The sequence below is a fragment of the Streptomyces fulvorobeus genome (assembly GCF_013167895.1).
GTDB classification, from domain to species: Bacteria; Actinomycetota; Actinomycetes; order Streptomycetales; family Streptomycetaceae; genus Streptomyces; species Streptomyces fulvorobeus.
This window is the reverse complement of the sequence record NZ_BLWC01000001.1, coordinates 6,540,460-6,559,905: the sequence shown is the minus strand read 5'-3', so window position 1 is coordinate 6,559,905 and position 19,446 is coordinate 6,540,460. Positions and strand designations below refer to the sequence as shown.

At 65.7% G+C, this 19,446-nt stretch carries 8 protein-coding genes and 2 pseudogenes; all 10 read left to right on the top strand.

What is annotated here, in order from left to right; translation table 11 throughout:
* Nucleotides 1-378 precede the first annotated feature (378 nt).
* A pseudogene (locus Sfulv_RS31670) lies at nucleotides 379-3,926 on the top strand (LamG domain-containing protein).
* Between the two features lie 199 nt (nucleotides 3,927-4,125).
* Nucleotides 4,126-10,641 carry an RHS repeat domain-containing protein gene (locus tag Sfulv_RS29245; RefSeq protein WP_256669312.1) on the top strand — a complete coding sequence of 2,172 codons (6,516 nt, stop codon included), beginning with the start codon at nucleotides 4,126-4,128 and terminating at the stop codon, nucleotides 10,639-10,641.
* A gap of 106 nt (nucleotides 10,642-10,747) precedes the next feature.
* Nucleotides 10,748-11,158 carry a hypothetical protein gene (locus Sfulv_RS29240; protein WP_173317409.1) on the top strand — a complete coding sequence of 137 codons (411 nt, stop codon included), beginning with the start codon at nucleotides 10,748-10,750 and terminating at the stop codon, nucleotides 11,156-11,158.
* A gap of 182 nt (nucleotides 11,159-11,340) precedes the next feature.
* Nucleotides 11,341-12,237 (top strand): contact-dependent growth inhibition system immunity protein, encoded by an 897-nt coding sequence (locus Sfulv_RS29235; protein ID WP_256669202.1) that lies wholly within the window; start codon nucleotides 11,341-11,343, stop codon nucleotides 12,235-12,237.
* Between the two features lie 317 nt (nucleotides 12,238-12,554).
* Nucleotides 12,555-13,853: pseudogene (locus Sfulv_RS29230) on the top strand (IS256 family transposase).
* A 265-nt stretch (nucleotides 13,854-14,118) separates the two neighbouring features.
* Nucleotides 14,119-14,607 carry a Pycsar system effector family protein gene (locus Sfulv_RS29225; protein WP_503827472.1) on the top strand — a complete coding sequence of 163 codons (489 nt, stop codon included), beginning with the start codon at nucleotides 14,119-14,121 and terminating at the stop codon, nucleotides 14,605-14,607.
* Nucleotides 14,608-14,622: 15 nt separating this feature from the next.
* Nucleotides 14,623-15,312 carry a Crp/Fnr family transcriptional regulator gene (locus Sfulv_RS29220; RefSeq protein ID WP_305961397.1) on the top strand — a complete coding sequence of 230 codons (690 nt, stop codon included), beginning with the start codon at nucleotides 14,623-14,625 and terminating at the stop codon, nucleotides 15,310-15,312.
* A gap of 105 nt (nucleotides 15,313-15,417) precedes the next feature.
* Nucleotides 15,418-16,215: a hypothetical protein gene (locus tag Sfulv_RS29215; protein WP_173317405.1), complete on the top strand. Its 798-nt coding sequence runs from the start codon at nucleotides 15,418-15,420 to the stop codon at nucleotides 16,213-16,215.
* A 61-nt stretch (nucleotides 16,216-16,276) separates the two neighbouring features.
* Nucleotides 16,277-18,526 (top strand): hypothetical protein, encoded by a 2,250-nt coding sequence (locus Sfulv_RS29210; RefSeq protein ID WP_246353304.1) that lies wholly within the window; start codon nucleotides 16,277-16,279, stop codon nucleotides 18,524-18,526.
* Between the two features lie 134 nt (nucleotides 18,527-18,660).
* Nucleotides 18,661-19,212 carry a hypothetical protein gene (locus tag Sfulv_RS29205; RefSeq protein WP_256669199.1) on the top strand — a complete coding sequence of 184 codons (552 nt, stop codon included), beginning with the start codon at nucleotides 18,661-18,663 and terminating at the stop codon, nucleotides 19,210-19,212.
* Nucleotides 19,213-19,446 lie beyond the last annotated feature (234 nt).

Below are 19,446 nucleotides of genomic sequence, written 5' to 3'. Positions count from 1 at the left end.
CCGGTTCGGACGGCTCCCAAGACGAGTCTTCACTGGTCACCGGGATGCCAACTTCGGCTATCCGCCTCGGTGGATATAGATCAAAGCGAGACACCACGCCGTTGACCTGCACCTTTGTTTCGACACATGATCCTCACAGCTTGTTAATAATGAAAGATTAAAGGGGCGGGTTCGGGCGTGTTGACGCAAAAACGGCGGCATGGATGGCGTCAGGCGGTGCGAAGTGGGGCGATGGCCCTCACGCTCCTGGGGGGTGCGGTTCCGGTAGTTGGGGCCGGGGCGACTCCGGCACTCGCCGATGACGGGGCCGCCTCGGTAGCGGCTGATAAGACTCCGGAGTCGGAGGCGAGTGCTCTTGCGGAGGAGAGCGGTGAGCGGGTGGTCGTGGACGCGGAGATCACCAAGTCGTCCCAGGTCTTCGCCAACCCGGACGGCACCTTCACCCAGGAGATGAACGCAGCGCCGGTCCGTGCCCGGAAGGGTGACGGCACCTGGGCGCCCATCGACACCACCCTAGTGCGCGAGGCCGACGGCTCTGTGCGGGCGAGAAATACGACGACCGGTCTTACGTTCACCGGCGGCGGCAGCGGGGACGCCCTGGTGACGCTGGAGGACGAGGGACACGAGCTGCAGTTCGGCTGGCCCACTGTGCTCCCCGAGCCCACACTCGATGACAACACCGCCACCTACGCCGGAGTCATTCCAGGCGTCGATCTGAAACTGACCGCGTTGAGCTCCGGCTACACCTCGGTGCTCGTGGTCAAGACCGCGGAGGCGGCAAAGAGCCCCGCGCTCGCGACGGTCAAAATGAACGTCTCCGCAAACGGCTTGGACATCGCCCCGACCGCCGACGGCGGTTTCGTCGCGCGCGACGGCAACGGCACCCCGGTCTTCGAGAGCCCGGCGGGTCGGATGTGGGACTCGGCCGGTGACACCCCGGCCACTGACGGCGCGACGGCCGGTGTCACCACGCAACTCTCCCGCACTGCTACTTCTTCGGCACGGGCAGAGGGTGAGCTGGAGGCGTCGGAGGCGGCCCCACTGCCCGCAGCCGAGGGCGAGCCGGCCCCTGCGGAGGGCCCCAGCAGCGGTGACGCGGCGGCCGAGCTCCCGCTCAAGGTCACCGGCACCACCCTGGAGATCACACCCGATCCGGCCCTGCTCCACGGCGAGGACACCGTCTTTCCGCTCTACATTGACCCGCCGACCAAGGGCATCGCGCTGGGCGACTGGACGGCTCTGTCCTCGGACGGTGACAAGTTCTGGGAGTTCGACGAGACAAAGGGTGTGGGGCGCTGCTCCAACTACGCCGGCTACCTCTGCTCCTACAGCCCCTACTACCAGCGTTTGTACTTCGAGTACCCGCTCTCCTCGATCCACGGCAAGAAGATCCTGGACGCGACGATGGAGGTGTATCAGGAGTGGACGTTCACCTGTGATCCGCACTGGTACGACCTGAGCCGGGTGGACAAGGGCATCACCTCCAGCACCACTTGGTCGTCGCGTCCTGCCGAGGTGGATCTGATGGGCGACCGGAACGTGGCTTACGGGCGGGGCACCCTGTGTGACCCCTCGCAGCCGGCGGACTGGGTGCGCTTCAGCGACAATGTGGGCGACGAGACGAATGAGAACCTGACGACGACCCTCGCGTCCTACGCCGCGAACAAGACGTCGCAGATCACTTTCTCGCTGACCGCGCATGACGAGTCCGACGCGGGTGCGTGGGCTCGGTTCCGCAACGACGCCAAGCTGTCGGTGACCTATGTGTCCTACCCGGCCACGCCGACGTCGTACGGCGTCCAACAAGGCACCACCGGGCGGGCCTGCAACGCCTCCACATTGCCCTTCGCCACCAGTGACACCACGCCGAAGATGCTGGCAACGGTGCAGTCTGCCGACGGCGCCAACTCTCAGCTGCGCGCTCTGTTCGAGGTATGGAAGGCAGACGGCTCCAGCCGTGCCTGGTACGCGGCGTCGCCGGACGCTGCCTGGGTGGCCGACAACGCTCCGCGCGACGCGACCTCCAGCGCACTGCCCGTGCAGACGGATTATCGGATGCGGGTCATGACGCAGGGGTACTACAAGACGGACCGGGGTGCCACAGGTGTGCTGAACTCGGCTTGGTCGTCCTGGTGTTACTTCCGGGTCGACACCGATTCGCCGCCGCCACCGGTGGTGACCAGCGCAGACGGCATCTACAAGTCGGCCGAAACCTATCCGGCGGCAGGCGGAGTGGGTTCAGCGGGCAAGTTCACCTTCACCCCGCAGACACCAACCCCAACCTGGCCGGCATCCAGTCCGACGTCGTCAGTTACAAGTGGCGGCTGAACAGCGGCGCGGTCTCCGCTCCGATCACAGTGGCTAAGGGCGCAGCCACCACGCAGACGATCACGCCTAACCAGGCCGGTGAGAACACCATCCAGGTCTGGGGCTACGACGCTGCTGCTCACAGCTCACTCACCGGCTACTACAGCTTCCTGGTGAAGGGCGCCGAGAAGCCCTCAGGGCACTGGCACCTGGACAACAGTGGCGTCGACAGCACCTCCGCGACTCAGCATCCGCTGACGTTGGGTGGCTCGTCCGTTTACACGGCGCTGGCACGGTCCGGTGCGGGTGCGCTGAAGCTGAACGGAACCAGTGATTACGCCGCTACCAGCAGCGCCGTGCTCGACACCAGCAAGTCCTTTGCCGTCTCGGCATGGGTACGTCCGGGCGACGTCTCCCGCAGCCAGACGGTCCTCTCGCAGAAGGGCACCAATCTGTCTGGCTATGCCCTGCACTTCTCCGCGTCGGCCGGGAAGTGGGCATTCAGCAAGTACGCCAGTGATGCCGTGGGTGCTGCCACCGTCCGTTCGTACTCCACCGCACAGCCGGTAGCGAATGTCTGGACGCACCTGGCAGGTGTGTACAGCGCGGCGGACCAGACCATCCAGCTGTTCGTCAACGGAGTGCCGCAGGGCCAGCCGGTCACCAGCACGTATGCCTGGAATGCCAGCGGGCCGATGCAGTTCGGACGGTTCCACTCCAGCGGCAGCTACGTCGAGAACCTGAACGGAAGCCTCGACGAAGTCCACGTCTGGTCCCGTGCTGTCACAGACACCGAGATCGCACACGATGCCTGGCTGGAGGACGAGGACATCAGCGACGGCACCGCAGGCGACCCAGTCCCGGCACTCGTCGCCAAGTGGGACGCCACGGACATGGCCAACGCGACCGGCACCACCGTGAAGGACACCAGCGGCTTCGGCCGCAACCTGACGCTCAACGGGGCAGCGCTCACCCAGTTCTCCACCGGCGACCCGGACATCGGCGAGGAGGTCACGACCACACAGACGATGACCTTGAACGGCACAAGCGCGTACGCCACCGCCACCGGTCCGGTCGTCGATGACTCCGGCTCGTTCACCGCGACCGCCTGGGTGACGCTGGACCCCGCCAAACTCGCCGACACCAGCAAGTCGTATGCGGTGCAGGTGTTCGGCCAGTCTGGGACAAGCCGGTCCTCCTGGGGTGTCTGGTACGAGCAGCCCGCAGGCAGCGCCCAGGGACGATGGACGTTCGGCCGTCCCGACAAGGACGCCACCGGGGCGGTCTGGACCGAGAGCAAGTCCACCGCGTTCACCACAGCCACGCTGGGCGTACCCGTCATGGTGACGGTCGTCCACGACGCCCAGGCAGCCGCCGATCCCGACGACACCTCCAAGCTCGGCGGGCTCAAGCTCTACGTCGACAGCGCTCTGATGGGCGATGAGGCCGGCGTGGCGTACACGGCCCCCTGGCAGGGCGGCGGAGCGTTCGAGATCGGCCGGGCGAAGATCAACGGCGCTGCCGCGCGCTACTACCCCGGGAAGATCGACAGCGTCCGCATCTGGGCCGGAGCCACCTCCACCGACACGATCGCCAACCGGCGCAACACCGAACAGTAGAAGAGCCGGACAGCAGGGCGGGTTCCCTCAACCGTCCTGCTGTCCGGCTGGACACACCGTGCGTCCCTGTGGGCGCACCACCGAAATCCAGCGTTCCCGGGTGCCGACGATGCTGCCCGGGCGCTTCCTGCCCAATTCCGAGAACCGGGACATCACCGTGTCTTCATCACCCTTCCGCCGACGCGTGCCAGGGGCGGCCATACGCCGCTGGCTAGGCCGTGGCGGACTCGTCATCTCCCTCTGCCTTCTTCCGCAAGTCGTCGTGCCTGCAGGCTTCGACTTCGCAGCACAGGCCCGGTCCGCAGCAGCTTTTAAGCAGCTAGAAGACCGGCTTGACGCGAAGATCGACAAGGTGGGTGTGCTCAAGCCCGGTACATCCAAAGCCCCGAAGGACAAGGCCGCCTTTGCTGCACTCAAAACCCGTGAGCGGCTGAAGAAGGCCGCCTGGCCGAAGGCCGGTAGGGCCGCTGCCGAGGTCGCTGCTTCTGGCGAGGCCGTTGTTGCCGTCGGTGGGCTCGGCGTTGAGCTAGCCCAGGAACCCGCCGCCCCGGCACGCAAGGGGACCGAGAGTAATACGGTGGTGAAGGCCGCGGGCCCGGCCGAGCAGGTGGCACTCAGCGTCCACTCCCAGTCGGCCGCGAAGAAGGCGGGCGTCAACGGCGTCCTTCTTACCGTCGACCCGAAGGGGGGCACATCCGGGGACTCCGCCGCTGACACAGACAAGCTCCGGGTCTCCCTGGACTACTCCTCCTTCAGCGACGTCTACGGCGGCAACTTCGGCCCTCGTCTGAGCTTGGTGACGCTACCGGTGTGTGCGCTGACCACTCCGGAGAAAGAGTCCTGCCGCACCCAGAGCCCCGTGGCTGGCGCGGACAACGACGCGGAGTCCCACACCCTGACGGGCACTGTCTCCGCCCGCACCCTCGCAGCCGGCACCCCGATGCTGCTGGCTGCCGCAGCCGACAGCTCGGGCGGCGGGGGCGACTACAGCGCCACCCCGCTGTCCCCGACCGCGACCTGGGAGGCCGGCGGCAGCACAGGTGACTTCACCTGGAACTACCCGCTGCGCGTCCCCCCGGCGACGGCCGGCCCGTCCCCGAACCTGTCCATCTCATACAACTCCGCCTCGGTGGACGGCCGCACGGCCGGGGAGAACAACCAGACCTCGGTTGTCGGCGAGGGCTTTTCGATCACCGAGTCCTACATCGAACGCAAGTACGGCTCCTGCAAGGACGACGGCCAGACCGGCAAGGGCGACCTGTGCTGGAAGTACGCCAACTCCACCCTGGTCCTCAACGGCAAGGCCGTCGAGCTGGTCAACACCTGCGCCGACAAGGCGGCCTGCGACACTGCCGCCCTCTCCGAGGCGTCCGGCGGCTCCTGGAAGACCAAGAACGAGGACGGCACCCGCGTCCAGCACCTGACCGGCGCCACCGCCAACGGCGACAACAACACCGAGTACTGGAAGGTCACGGACGCCTCCGGCAACCAGTACTTCTTCGGCAAGCACCGGATGACCGGCTGGAGCGACAACGGCACTGCCGCCGACGACCCTGTCACTAACTCCGTGTGGACAGCCCCCGTCTTCGGCGACGACTCCGGCGAGCCCTGCTACAAGTCCACCGGGTTCGCCGACTCCTCCTGCAACCAAGCCTGGCGCTGGAACCTCGACTACGTCGAGGACACCCACGGCAACGCCTCCACCTACTGGTACGGCAAGGAGACGAACTACTACTCCAAGAACGCCGACACCACCGTCAACGGCACCGGCTACACCCGCGGCGGTTACCTCGACCGCATCGACTACGGCCAGCGCAGCGACCTGATCTACACCAAGCCCGCCGCCCAGCAGGTCAGCTTCACCTACGCCGAGCGCTGCATCGTCTCGGGCGGCTGCTCCAGTCTGACGGCGACCACCAAGGCGAACTGGCCAGACGTGCCCTACGACATGGTCTGCGCGTCCGGCACCAAGTGCACCACCCAGATCGGCCCGGCCTTCTTCACCCGCAAGCGCCTTACCGATGTCACCACCTCGGTGTGGACCGGCACCGGAACCACCCGCCGGAACGTGGATGCATGGCACCTGGAGCAGAGCTTCCCCGACACCGGTGACGCCTCCTCGGCGAGCCTGTGGCTGAAATCCATCCAGAACACCGGAAAGGCCAACACCACCGCTGCCGTCATGCCACCGGTCGTCTTCGGCGGTATGCAGTTGTCCAACCACGTCGAGGGCAGCGGCCCGGACACCCTGCGCTACATCAAGTGGCGCGTGCGCACCATCAAGTCAGAGACCGGATCGACCCTCACCGCCAACTACTCCGACCCCGACTGCATCTGGGGCTCGAGCATGCCGGCGAGCGTCGACAAGAACACCCGCCGCTGCTACCCGGTCAAGTGGTCCCAGTCCGGAGCGACCCCGGTCACCGACTGGTTCCACAAGTATGTGGTCACCTCCGTCTTCCAGGACGACCCCTACGGTCACGGCGACACGGGCGAGACGTACTACGACTACCAGGGCGGCGCCGGCTGGGCCTACGCCGACGACGAGGGCCTGACCAAGGCATCCAACCGCACCTGGTCACAGTGGCGCGGCTACGGCAAGGTCGTGGAGACCTCCGGCGACACCGACGTGGGCCCGCGCTCCAAGAAGTCCACGCTCTACATGCGCGGCCTGAACGGCGAGAAGGAACTCGACGGTACCGCCCGGGTGGAAAAGGTCACCGACTCCACCGGCACCGCCATCGACGACTCCCGCCAGTACGCCGGCTTCGTCCGCGAGACCATCGCCTACAACGGCACCGAGGAAATCAGCGGCACCATCAACACCCCCTGGTCCCACAAGACCGGCAGCCATGTCTACAGCTGGGGCACCACCGACTCCTGGATCGTCCAGGCCGGCGAGACCACCACCCGCTCCAAGACCTCCACCGGCACCCGCACGGTCAAGCAGAAGACCACGTACGACACCACGTACGGCATGCCGATGACAGTGGAGGACACTGGCGACATCGCCAAGACCGGCGACGAATCGTGCGTGCGGACCACCTACGCCCGCAACACCTCCGCCTGGCTGGTGAACGCGGCTTCGCGCACCGAGACCTTCTCGGTTACCTGCGCGACCACCCCGGTGATTCCCAATGATGTCGTATCCGACATCACCCGGGCCTATGACAACCAGGCGGTCGGGGTGGCGCCCACCAAGGGCGATGGCACCGCCTCCTACCGGCTGTCGAGCTATGGCGAGCTCGACCGGAAGCCCGTCTACCAGCAGGTCTCCAGCTCCACCTACGACAAGCTGGGCCGCCCGCTCACCGAGACCAACTCTCTCAACCGCACGATCAAGACCACCTACGTCCCTGACGACACTGGCTACGGCCCGCTGACGTCCAAGACCACGACCGACCCCAAGCTTTACACCTCCACCACCGAAGTTGACCCGGCCTGGGGCACGGCCACCAAGACCACCGACGCCAATGGCAACGTCACCGAGTGGTCCCTGGACGCGCTCGGCCGCCTGCGGTCGGTCTGGAAGCCGGACCGTTCGCACACGCTCGGCGACGCCGCCAGCATCGTCTACGCCTACAGCGTCAACAACGACAAGGAGACCTGGGTCCGCACCGACGCCCTCAAGGCCGACGGACAGACATACAACAGCTCCTACGAGATCCTCGACAGCCTGCTGCGATCCCGCCAGACGCAGACTCCCGCGCCGAACGGCGGCAGGGTGATCTCCGAAACCCTCTACGACGACCGCGGCCTGGCGTACGTCACCAACGCGCAGATCCACGACAACAACGCACCCTCAGGCACTCTGGCCAACACCTTCCCCGGCTCCGTCCCCGCCTCCACCGAGACGCTCTTCGACGCCGCCGGCCGCGCCACCGAATCAATCTTCCGCGTCTACGACCAGGAGAAGTGGCGCACCAAAGCCGACCAGCAGGCCGACCGCACCTCCGTCACCGCCGCCGCGGGCGGCACCGGCACCCTCACGATCGTCGACGCCCGCGGCAGGACCACCGAGCGCCGTGAGTACGCAGGCCCACTTCCGACCGGCAGCGACTACACCCGCACCCTGTACGAGTACACCCCCGGCGGCCAGCTCAAGAAGATGACCGGTCCGGATGGCGCGGTCTGGACGAACGACTACGACCTTCGAGGCCGCAAGACCACCTCCACCGACCCCGACCAGGGTCGTGTCGACACCACCTACAACGACGCCGACCAGCCACTGACCGTCACCACGACCCTCAACGGCGTCTCCCGCACCCTGATCACCGACTATGACGAGCTCGGCCGCACGATCGGAACCTGGGACGGAGTGAAGGACAACGCCCACCAGCTGACCAAGTTCACCTACGACTCGCTGGCCAAGGGAAAGCCGACCGCCTCGATCCGGTATGTCGACGGGACTACTGGCAAGATCTACTCCCAAGTTGCCACCGGCTACGACTCACTGGGCCGCTCCAAGGGCACCAAGACCGTCATCGCCGCAGGCGACCCCTTGGTCGCCGCCGGTGCGCCACAGACTTTCACCACCTCCTCCACCTACAACATCGACGGCACCGTCCAGTCCACCTCAATGCCCGCGATGGCCGGCCTGCCCGCCGAGACCGTGACCAACAGCTACAACAGCCTGGGCATGCTCACCGCCACCGACGGCATGACCGACTACGTCCAGAACATCGGCTACTCCCCATACGGTGAGACCGAAGAGACCCGCCTGGGCACCTCAACCGGTGCCAAGCAGCTCCAGATCCTCAACCGCTACGAGGACGGCACTCGCCGACTGGCCAACACTCACACCGTCGATCAGACCAACACCGGCTACACCAGCGACGCCGACTACATCTACGATGCCTCCGGCAACGTCAAGTCGATCACGGACAAGGCCAACGGCAAGGACGCCCAGTGCTTCGCCTACGACGGCTACCGCCGTCTGACCGAAGCCTGGACCCCGTCCTCCAACGACTGTGCCACCGCCCGCTCGGCGTCCGCCCTCGGCGGGCCGGCCCCTTACTGGACCAGCTGGACCTACAAGCCCGGCGGCCTGCGCGACACCCAGACCGAGCACAAAGCCACCGGTGACACCAAGACCGGATACGCCTACCCCGCCGTCAACGCCTCCGGAACCGGCCAGCCCCACACCCTGAGCTCAGTCACCGTCAACGGCGGCACCGCCAAGTCGTACACCTACGACGAGCAGGGCAACGCCACAAAGCGCTACAGCCCCACCGGCGCCACGCAAAACCTCACCTGGGACATCGAAGGAGAACTCGCCCGCCTCACCGAAGGCACCAAGAGCACCGACTACCTCTATGACGCCAACGGCGAACTCTTGATCCGCCGCGGCCCCGTCAAGACCGTCCTTTACCTGGGCGGTCAGGAACTCCACTACGACACGGCCGCCAAAAAGTTCACTGCTCAGCGCTACTACCCGGCAGGTAATGCCACCGCCGTCCGCACCGAGACCGGCCTGTCCTGGATGGTCACTGATCACCACGGCACCGCCTCGATGACAGTGGACGCCACCACCCAGGCCATCACCCGCCGCTACACAAAGCCTTTCGGCGAGGCCCGCGGCACGACACCACAAGCCTGGCCCGACGACAAGGGCTTCCTCGGCAAGCCCGCCGACGCCGACACCGGACTAACCCACATCGGTGCCCGCGAGTACGACCCACCCACGGGACGCTTCCTCTCCGTCGACCCCATCCTCGCCCCGGAGGATCACGAGTCCCTCAACGGTTACGCGTACGCCAACAACACCCCCGTCACCCTGTCCGACCCCACCGGACTCCGCCCCGACGGCGCGTGCGGTGGTGCCTCAAGTTCCTGCAACGGTGGCACCGAGACCTGGACCAAGACCAGCTCTGGCTGGGACTGGTCGTACACGAAGACCTACACCCAAACGTTCCAGTATGCGGAGCAGGACGGCACGGCCGGAAGCGGCACCATGACCACCACGGTCACCCAGACCGTCGGCGCGACCACAGCAAAGATCGTCTTCAAGAAGGGGCCCGACCCCGAGCCCAAGAAGAACGATGGCGCCTGCAATGCCTGCTGGATGATGGGAACCAATCCCCAATACGACCCCCACGCCAACGACCTGCCAGACGCAGGAGAGCTCGCAACCTGGCAGAAAGTTGCCCTGGGCGCCGTAGCAGCCGTGGGGCTGGCTGTGGCCGTTGCACCCATTGCCGCAGCCATGTGGACGGGATGCCTGGCCACCGCGCCAGTGTGCGCTGCAGAGATCGCGGAAATGGCGACCGGCGGAGCCGCCGGCGGGGGCGTGACGGTTGCGGGAGCTGGAACTTCCTTCACCTGGGCGACCAGCGAGGTGAGGTACAGCAGGACTGCCACGGCCATCGGTGACGACCCCAATACGACACAGAACTTCCTGCGGTCGACCGGCGCCAGGGGGCATGACGTGATTGTGCACGGAGATGAGGCGGGCAATTTCCGGGTGGACGGCCTTCTTACCAACCCTCAGCAGATAGCCCAACTCGTGCGAGAGAATCCGCATTACGAGGGAGGTCCTATTCAGATCGTTTCCTGCCATGCTGCCTGCGGTTCTGCCGGGGAGCTCGCGAAGATTATGGGGGTGCGAATCACTGGCGCAAGCAGGCACCAGGTGGACCTCGACCCCCTCTTGGGTACAGTGCGGGAGTGGCCGACCGGTCCCAGGGGTGAACCGGTGCCATGGGGGATGCGATAGCGAGTAAGATGCATCTGAAAAGCACATAGCGTTACCCCATCCTTCGACTGGGAGACGGTCTTCCGTCTCCCAGTCGAGGGTCGCTTCTATCGTCTGGACATTTCACATGACGCACGTCATCCCCCTAGGGATATTGGGAACAATCGCGAGCCAATCTGCCTTCTCAGAGTACGCTGATGAGCTCCGGCAGCAGACAGGAGCGATTCCGAAAGGGGAGCGATCGAAAGTCGCCGCATACCTTCGTTCTGGCACACCCATCATCGCGCTGATGGGCTTCTCGGAAGATATTTTGGGTGATAAATTTTCCCGACCTGGTGGCACTGCAATTATGAGCGACGGCCGGTTCTTCTGGCGTTTCGACGCTGCTGACTACGTGGAGCATTACGGAATTGCACTGCCGGAGCAGTTCATGTCTCACGGAAATTCTCAGCAATGGAACCCTACCGCTCTCTCTCGAGAAGAGGTTGCTGCTGTTGACGGCCACCTCTGTCATTTGAGGCAGATCGGGGCCCTGTAAGAGAACCGCTGATTAATATTTATGTCGGCGTGACGGGCATATTCTTTTTGATTCGCCAGGGGTGGCGCAGTTTCTTCCGTCACCTCAGACCGTGTTTGAGATCTCGCGCTGTGGTCGGGTAGCCGGAGATCAGCAATGGTCTTCGGCTACGCGGCCACACGCATTCACGGGAGAATGGTCTGGTGACTGTATCTATCCACCGTCGTCCGTCCCTTGAGGAGCTTGAACGTGATCACTGGGAGGCGCCCCCGCCTGACGCCACCCGCCTCATCGCGACGGCGCATGCCCTGCGGAGCCGGCCGGTCGGAACTCTGACCGTTGAGGACCTGCGCCTGCTGATCGGGCAGAACATTGGACTCCCGGTGCTTCTTCCGCTCGCGGTGGAGGTGCTTGGTGACAACCCTCTGGCCGAAGGCCACATGTACGAGGGCGACCTGTTGCGCACGGTCCTGACCAGGAACTCAGCTGTCTGGAGCGCCTATCCGGAACTTGCGAGGCAGCTGACCTTCATCGTCGGCGGCCTCTCCGGCCTCCCGCCGACCTGCGGAGCGGTTCGTAGGCGCCGTCCTGAATTCCTGACGCGCTGCAGGTGCCTGTTGCCTACTACAGGCCTGTACACCGAAGACGTGGTCCTGGCCGGTTGGCCGGGGCAACCGGGTTCGGCGACGGCTCAGAGGTATACCAGAAATGCGGTGAGTTCGATAGACAACCCGAGGGTCCCCCAGAGGAGGATGTCACCAACTGGCCGGACCGGACGTCCTGCTTCTTCACGCAGCACAGTCATGTGGACGGCAAGGGAAGCCGGCGCCGAAGCGGCCCAAAGCACTCCCGCAAACAGCAATCCGTCCAGGGCGAGTTGTCGCCACTCGTGGTCCCGCTCTGCGACATTCGGGCCATCGCGGGCAGGCCGAATGCGGGCAGAAGCCCCACGGCCGTGCTGGCCGCCACCCACCACCACCTTCTCCCGTGCCCTGCGAGTCGCCCGAACCAATGCCCCAGGGCCACAGTCGGCAGGATGTATACGGCGGTCAGCAGCGCGCTCGCTGCCAACAGCACTGGCGGCCCGGCCACCAGCGTGAGGGCGAGCAAGGCGACGCCCGCCGGGAGACTGTCAAGCCTTCCGGTCCAGACCAGTGCCAACGCAGCTCTGCCCGCGCAAGTGCGCAAGTCGGGCCACAAGCATCCGTGGGCATTTAGCCGCCACCCTGGACCCATTTCTGAACACTTTCAATGAGAGATCAGACGCGTGTGCCCGGCATCCGGTGGAGAACCCACCGATCACCCCCGACCCATCGGACACGCCCTAGAACCTCTCACGAAATGACTTCACTGGGCTTGCTGGTGAGCTGGGAGTGTCCAATAGACGGCGGATCCGATGATCAAGGAGACGCCTGAAATGAGCGAGACCATCAGCGAGCACGAGTCGGTGGAGGAGCCGGTCGTCGAGTCGGCCGCGGAGGCGGTATCGGACGAGCAGTTGATCTCGATGCTGGTCGACCGAGCTCGTTTCGACGGGCTGCAGCTGACTGGCGAGGGAGGGCTGCTGCAGCAGTTGACCAAGTGAGTGCTGGAGTCCGCCCCGGAGGGCGAGATCACCGACCACGTCGGCTATGACAAGCACGACGCGGCCGGCCGGAACAGCGGCAACTCCCGCAACGGCACCCGTTCGAAGACCGTGCTGACCGACGTTGGCCCGGTCGAGGTGAAGGTGCCCCGCGACACGGCCGGCACCTTCGAACCGCAGCTCGTGAAGAAGCGGCAGCGCCGACTGACCGGCGTGGACGAGATGGTGCTGTCACTATCCGCGAAGGGCCTCACGCACGGGGAGATATCGGCTCATCTCGCCGAGGTGTACGGCGCGGAGGTGTCCAAGCAAACCATCTCCACGATCACCGACTCGATGATGGAGGGCACGGCGGAATGGCAGGCCCGACCGCTCGATCGCGTCTATCCGGTCGTCTTCGTGGATGCGATCAACGTGAAGATTCACGATGGCAAGGTCGCTAACCGGCCCATCTACGTCGCGATGGTCGTCACCGTCGACGGCACCCGCGACATCCTCGGCATCTGGGCCGGTGATGGCGGTGAGGGCGCCAAGCACTGGCTCCAGGTCTTCCCCGAGCTGAAGAACCGCGGGATTGAGGACGTCCTCATGCTCGTCTGCGACGGACTGAAGGGCCTGCCCGACGCCGTCGAGACAGTCTGCCCCCGAACTGTCGTCCAGACATGCATCGTTCACTTGATTCGCAATAGCATCCGCTACTGTGCCCGCCAGGACTGGGACAAGGTCTCCAAGGACCTTAAGCCCGTCTACACCGCGCCGAGCGAGGCCGCCGCGACCGAACGGTTCCTGGAGTTCTCCGAGAAGTGGGCCAACAAGTATCCGGCCGTGATCAACCTGTGGTCCGACGCCTGGACCGAGATGGTGCCCTTCCTCTCCTTCGACGTGGAGATCCGCAAGGTCATCTGCAGCACGAACGCGATCGAGAGCGTGAACGCCCGCATCCGCAAGGCGCTCCGGGCCCGCGGGCACTTCCCGAACGAGGCCGCCGCCTTGAAGTGCGTCTACATGGCGCTGATGAGCCTGGACCCGACCGGCAAGGGCCGGCGCCGCTGGACGATGCGTTGGAAGGCGCCACTGAACGCCTTCCAGATCGCCTTCGAAGGACGCCTCACCCCCACCACCAGCCACTGACCCTCAATAACCAAGATCAGCCGTTGACTGGACACACCCCCTCATCAGTGCATCTACGGTCAGGAGTTACACCGTTCTTGTTGCCGGCTTGTTGCGTCGCGCCGGGGCTGCTGGCGCAGCCTGGAGGGTGACGGACGTTGCCGGGCCTGTGCCCTGTGGTGGGCTTCGGCGCTCTGGGGAGGGGGCATGGTGGTTGGGCATCGCGGTTGGCGCGGTGTTCGGCGCTGGGGAGGCTGACGTGGTTGGTGCTTCGTGTCCTGAGTGGATGATGCAGCCGGGTCGGAGGCAGTGGGTTCGGGAGTGCGCTTCATATGCGTTTACCGAGGTGCAGCGGGCGGACGTGAAGGCCACGGTGCTGTGTGGGGTGGCCGGGGCTCTGTTGGGTGTGGGGGTTGTCTGTCTGACAGATGCGGGGGGTGTTCCGTGGGTGTTGGCCTGTTCTCTGACGGTGGCGTGTGTGCTGCTGGGGTTGAGTGTCGGCGTTTCGCTGTGGGCCATAAGGCCGGTGATTCCTGCTGGGGGGTTCCAGCGTGAACTGGCGGGGTGTGGGGGCGTGCGCGGTCTTGGGCAGTTCGTGGCCGCAGTCGGGCGTGAGGGTGCGGTCGAGGAGCAGTGGTGGGAGGTGCGTCGGTTGTGGGTGCTGAGTGCGCTGGCCGGTCGCAAGTTGATGTGGGTGCGTCTAGGGGTTGATTTGGTCATTGCGGCTCTGGTTGTGGCTGGATTGGGTGTGTTGATTACCTACGTGCTGGGTTGAGACGATCCATCGTGTGTGCTCGTGAGCACACGTGATGGGGGGCATGTGTACAAGTCACATCTCGAACTGATTGGCGGATCCTTGTGGTCTGCGTTGGAGGGTCTGGCTCCGCAGCGTGTGCGGCCGGCCCGGAGTCTGTTATTGCGGCAGGGGGATCCCGCAACGCACGTGATCATGCTTGATGCCGGTTCGACTCTGATCACGCTGACTGGCCAGCGGGGTGAGCGGGCCCTGCTTGCGGTGCGAGGCGCTGGGGATCTTCTGGGTGAGCTGGCCGTATTGGATGAGCAGCCGCGTACTGCATCAGTCATCGCGGCTGAGGCGTGTCACGTTCGCATCATTCCGGCCTCTGAGTTCCTGGCGTTTGTCGAGGAGCATCGTCTGCTGGCGCCATTGCTGCGGCATGCCATTACTCGGGTGCGGGAGGCAGAAACGGTCCGGCTTGAGCTGTCCACGGCGTCGGTGCCGGTGCGTCTGGCGTCAGCTCTGGGACGGCTGTCCGCTGCGGCGTCCTCTACGGCTTCGGGGCTTGTCGTGCGTCTGACGCAGACGGAGCTTTCCCAGATGATCGGGGCGTCTCGCAACGCGGTGGGAAATGCTCTCAGGCCCTGGCGTGAGGCGGGGTGGGTGACCACGGAATCAGGGGGCGGGCTTCTCATCCGCAACATTGGTGCCATCCAGTCACACGCCCATACGCAGGCGTGAGGAGGGGCACGCTGGTGGTGCCCACTGGTGGGCACCACCAGCCTGACGGGGGGAACACCATGAGGTCTTCGTGCACGCCTGTCCCCCTTTGGAGGGCCGCCCCTCATGGCATCACCGATCCCCCGAGACCATCTCGTGCCCGCGGAACACGCGCTGATGGTCATCGATATGAAGGACTACAGCAAGCTCCCTGAGGCGAAGATGGCCCCGGTCCGCTCCGATGTGAACGACATCCTGGCCACCGTGCTCGCCGAGTGCGGGCTCAAGGACCCGCGCGAAGAGCCGGATGCGTTCAAGGACAGTGGTGACGGCGCCATTTTGGTTTTCCCGGCCCCGTACCTGGCCCGGCTCGTTGATCCGCTGTTGAGGTGTCTGAACGCAGCGCTGACGCGCTACGACCAGCAGCGGCTGAGCAGCGCCCCCGCTGTCTACCTCAGGGCCAGTGTGCACGTCGGGCCACTGTCCCTGCCGGATCACCGGGGTGATGCCATCAACGACGCGTGCCGGTTGGTCGACAGTCAGGAGGTGCGCGGGGCGCTGGCCGCGGCGGTAGAGGGTGGTGCCTTTCTGGCAGTCGCGCTCTCCGAGACCGCCTACCGGCGCACCGTGCGTGCCGGACGGACACCGGGGCTGGACCGGCAGCATTTCCTCGAGACCCTCGCCCACGTCGGTGACAAGCCGCACTTCACGGAGGCGTGCCGCCTTCACGTGCCGGGGCTGACCGGCCAGGCGGTACTTCCCTACCTCGTCGATGCTCCTCTACCGGCCTCGCAGCCGACGAGCGCCTCCACCGCCGCGCCGGCCGCAGGCAGTGGCGGGATCTTCCAGTTCCACCAGCAGGTCAGCGACTCCACGATCGCCAACCACATCGACGAGCTGCGGATCGACCGTCGCCAGCGCTGAGACGGTCCGCCTCTCGTACTCCTCTTGCACTTTCGCGTCCCCCTCACCCTGGAGTACCCGCATGTCCGACACCTCCTCCGATGCCTCATGGCCCCAGCCCTCAGTACCGGAAGATGAGTCCGGTCCAGGTGGCTGGTTGCGCAGGCGGCGCCCAGAGGGACAGCCTCCCCAACCGGCGCATGACACGCCGGATGAGCGTTCTCGCGCGCCTCTGACCGGGCCCGCCGGGTTGGTAGATCCGCACCCCAACGCGCCGAACCTGCTGCGCATCGACGGGGCGTCCACGCACCTGCACGGCGAGGTCGGCGTGGTCGCCAACGTCGTCGAGGAACTGAACCTGCAGACGAACACGCACAAACGGGATGTGCTCGAGGGCGTCGAGATCGACCGCGGACAGCTCCTCGATCAGCCGTTCGTCCGCGGCCCACACTGGGACGCCGCCTGGACCCAGGCACTGGATACCGTCAGCGGCCGCCCGCAGCAACCCGTCCTTGTCATCGTGGCGCCGCGCTCGTTCGGGTCGACAACGTTCGCCCTGCGGCTGCTGGCGCAACACACCGCCAGTCATGTGGATCTCGTCAAACTGGATGCGGACTGGAGCACTCCCACTAAGGGGCGGCTGCCGCTGGAGAAAGAGCATGCCTTCCAGCTCGACCTCAAGCACCCCGAGAACGACCAGCTGTCCTCGGACTTCCTGAACGCGCTGTCGTCACACGCCTCTCAGCTTCGTGCGAACGGCTCCTACCTGGTGCTGACCGTGGCGCAGGAGCTGTGGCGCGATCACCGCCTGGGCAAGCGTGAAGGTGTCCATGTCGTTCATCTGCGGGAGGCACCCGACGCTCAGAAGGTGGTCGAGGCGCACCTGGAGGCTTATGGCTATGAGCGGCTGATCACGGCTCTGCGGTCCTACTCCAAGGCGCAAGCGTCCTTGCGGGGGCTGACCGCTGTCGCTGCCGAGCGCGCAGCTCACACCATCGTGATGGTGTGGCAGGAGCACTCCCATCTGGAGCAGTCGCCAATCTCGGCCCACCTCGGTGAGCAGCCCCCGATGAGCCTGGAAGACCGCCTTACTGCGGCGTTGACCGACTGGCGCAGCGAACTCGACGCTCTGTTCGGCGAAATGACGCGCTTGCACAGCCATGGGAACCCCTCACTTACGGTGGAGGACCGCTGTCTGCTGCTGGCTCTCGCCGTGCAGCAGTCCGCGCCCATGCCCGATGTCGCGCGCAGCGCGCAGGAACTGCTGACACGGGCTGCCGGTCAGACCTCCGCCCCATCCGGTGCAGGCGGTGCGTTCGCTGCGGCCCCCAGCGCCCTTGCCGGTCGGGGACTGCGCCGCCGCATCCTGGACGTGGGGGCCGGTGTAGACGGTCAGGACAAGGTGGTCTTTGATCGACCCGCGTACGGGCGTGCGGTGCTGGAGTACGTCTGGGACAACTACGACACGATGCGTGAGCCGTTGCTGGCCTGGCTGGTCGAAGCGGCGCAGACGCCGAGCCTTGAGGACCCGACGGTCAGTGCGCTGGCCGAACTCACCCTGCGGCACGGGACGATGGGCTACCTCACCACGCTGGGAAAGACGGCGTGCGCCAAGAAGCCCGAGGTGCTTGGCGCAGTCATGGAAAGCGCGGTGCGCAACGAGCACATCGGCCGTCTGGCGTGGGAGGTGCTCTACCGGTGGGCGGAGCAGGACGAGTACGCGCCGGCAGTGATCGTGTTGTGCCGGCGCATCCTGGAGGACACCACCGTCGCTCCTTCCACGGCGAAACGGGCCATGGTGCGTCTGCGCCGGATCGCACACACCACCGGTGAGAGAGCCACCCGTGAACTGGTCCTGGCCGCCTATACCGACCTCGCTGAGCGACCCGTCGGCGCCGCACGTCTGACATCCGAGGTCCGTGAGTGGCAGCAGAGCAAGGGCTCCGCCCGGGGCGGGAGCCTGGCGTTCCTGGCCCTGATGGCGGCCCAGGACGACGGTGCCCCGTGGCTGCTGACGCAGTCTTCACTGGACATCGACGTGTCGCGTGCCGTGCATGATCTGCTCGGCAACCCGCGTACGGTCGCGGAAATCATTCCTCGGCTGTCGACATGGATTCGCGCCAGCACCACCGATCCCGTGGCCTATGGCCGACTGCGGGACCAGCTCCTGCCGGCACTGCGCGGCCACAACATGTTCGAGGCCGGCATGAATCTCATGCGGGAGTTGCGTGGCATCTCCACCGCCGAGGGCACCAGCGTGGCCGACGACTTCTACCACCACCTCGTGGACCCCCGCCTGCACCCTGTCTTTCCGCTGCAGGACGGCGCATGAGGTGGCCGTGGCAGCGTGCTGCCCACACCAGCGCATCGGCCCAACCTCGGTTGTTGCCCAGCGCGAGCGAGGGGGTCTGCTTCGACGCGGTGTACACCGTCGTGTGGCGTCCGCGCTGGGGCGCAGGTCCCCACGTGGAGGAGAGCGTGCGGGCTCATGTCCACGCGACGGCGATGCGTGCAGTGGCCGCCCAGCCGGTGGTCGACCTGCCTGCTGCCCAGGATCAGGTCAATGCAGCCCTCTGCCTCCCCCACGCCAGCCCGTACTACCGGCTGCTGAGTGCGCGGGCGGTGCTGGGACTGCCTGCTGCTGCCCACGATCTGCTCGCTCAGCAGCAGGCCGATGAGCAGCGCATTCGGCGTCTGCGTTTTCTCAAGAAGAACCTCTACGACCGTCCCGATCTCGTCGTCCTGGACCAGATGGAACGCCGAGCAACGGGGGCACTGGACGAGGAGTTAGTAGGTGAGCTCCAGCGCCTGGCCCGTCTGATCAATTCCTGTGACCGCTGGTGGTTTCCCCTGCTGCAGCAGTGGGAGCTGGTGGGCCAAGGCTTCAAGGATCCGGAGAAGCAAAAACAGGCTCTGATCCTGCTGACAGAATCTCTCACCGCTCTCAACGGTGGCACCTTGCCTGAGGCTCTCATTGCCCCTCGGCGCGAGGCAGCTGCGCGGAGGGCACATCCGTGAGACTCCTTCTGTGGCGGATCATGCTCTCTCCCATCACCTGCGTGCATGCCTTACGTATCCGCCAACGCAGCTCCGTGTCCGTGTCGTTCGATGTTGCCTGGCGTCAAGTCCGTATGGACCGCCACCCCGACGAGATGGTCTACCGCCACCACGGACACCGGGCAACTGCTCCCCGGAAAAGCCCGGGTCAGGATCCGAACGACCGGTCTCCGTCAGCCCCTCTCTGAAGATGTC

What these genes read in the sequence shown, in the direction of transcription:
- Sfulv_RS29240 (WP_173317409.1), top strand. Translation starts at nt 10,748, where the DNA reads ATGACGCACGTCATCCCCCTAGGGATATTGGGAACAATCGCGAGCCAA.
- Sfulv_RS29225 (WP_503827472.1), top strand. Translation starts at nt 14,119, where the DNA reads ATGATGCAGCCGGGTCGGAGGCAGTGGGTTCGGGAGTGCGCTTCATAT.
- Sfulv_RS29215 (WP_173317405.1), top strand. Translation starts at nt 15,418, where the DNA reads ATGGCATCACCGATCCCCCGAGACCATCTCGTGCCCGCGGAACACGCG.
- Sfulv_RS29210 (WP_246353304.1), top strand. Translation starts at nt 16,277, where the DNA reads ATGTCCGACACCTCCTCCGATGCCTCATGGCCCCAGCCCTCAGTACCG.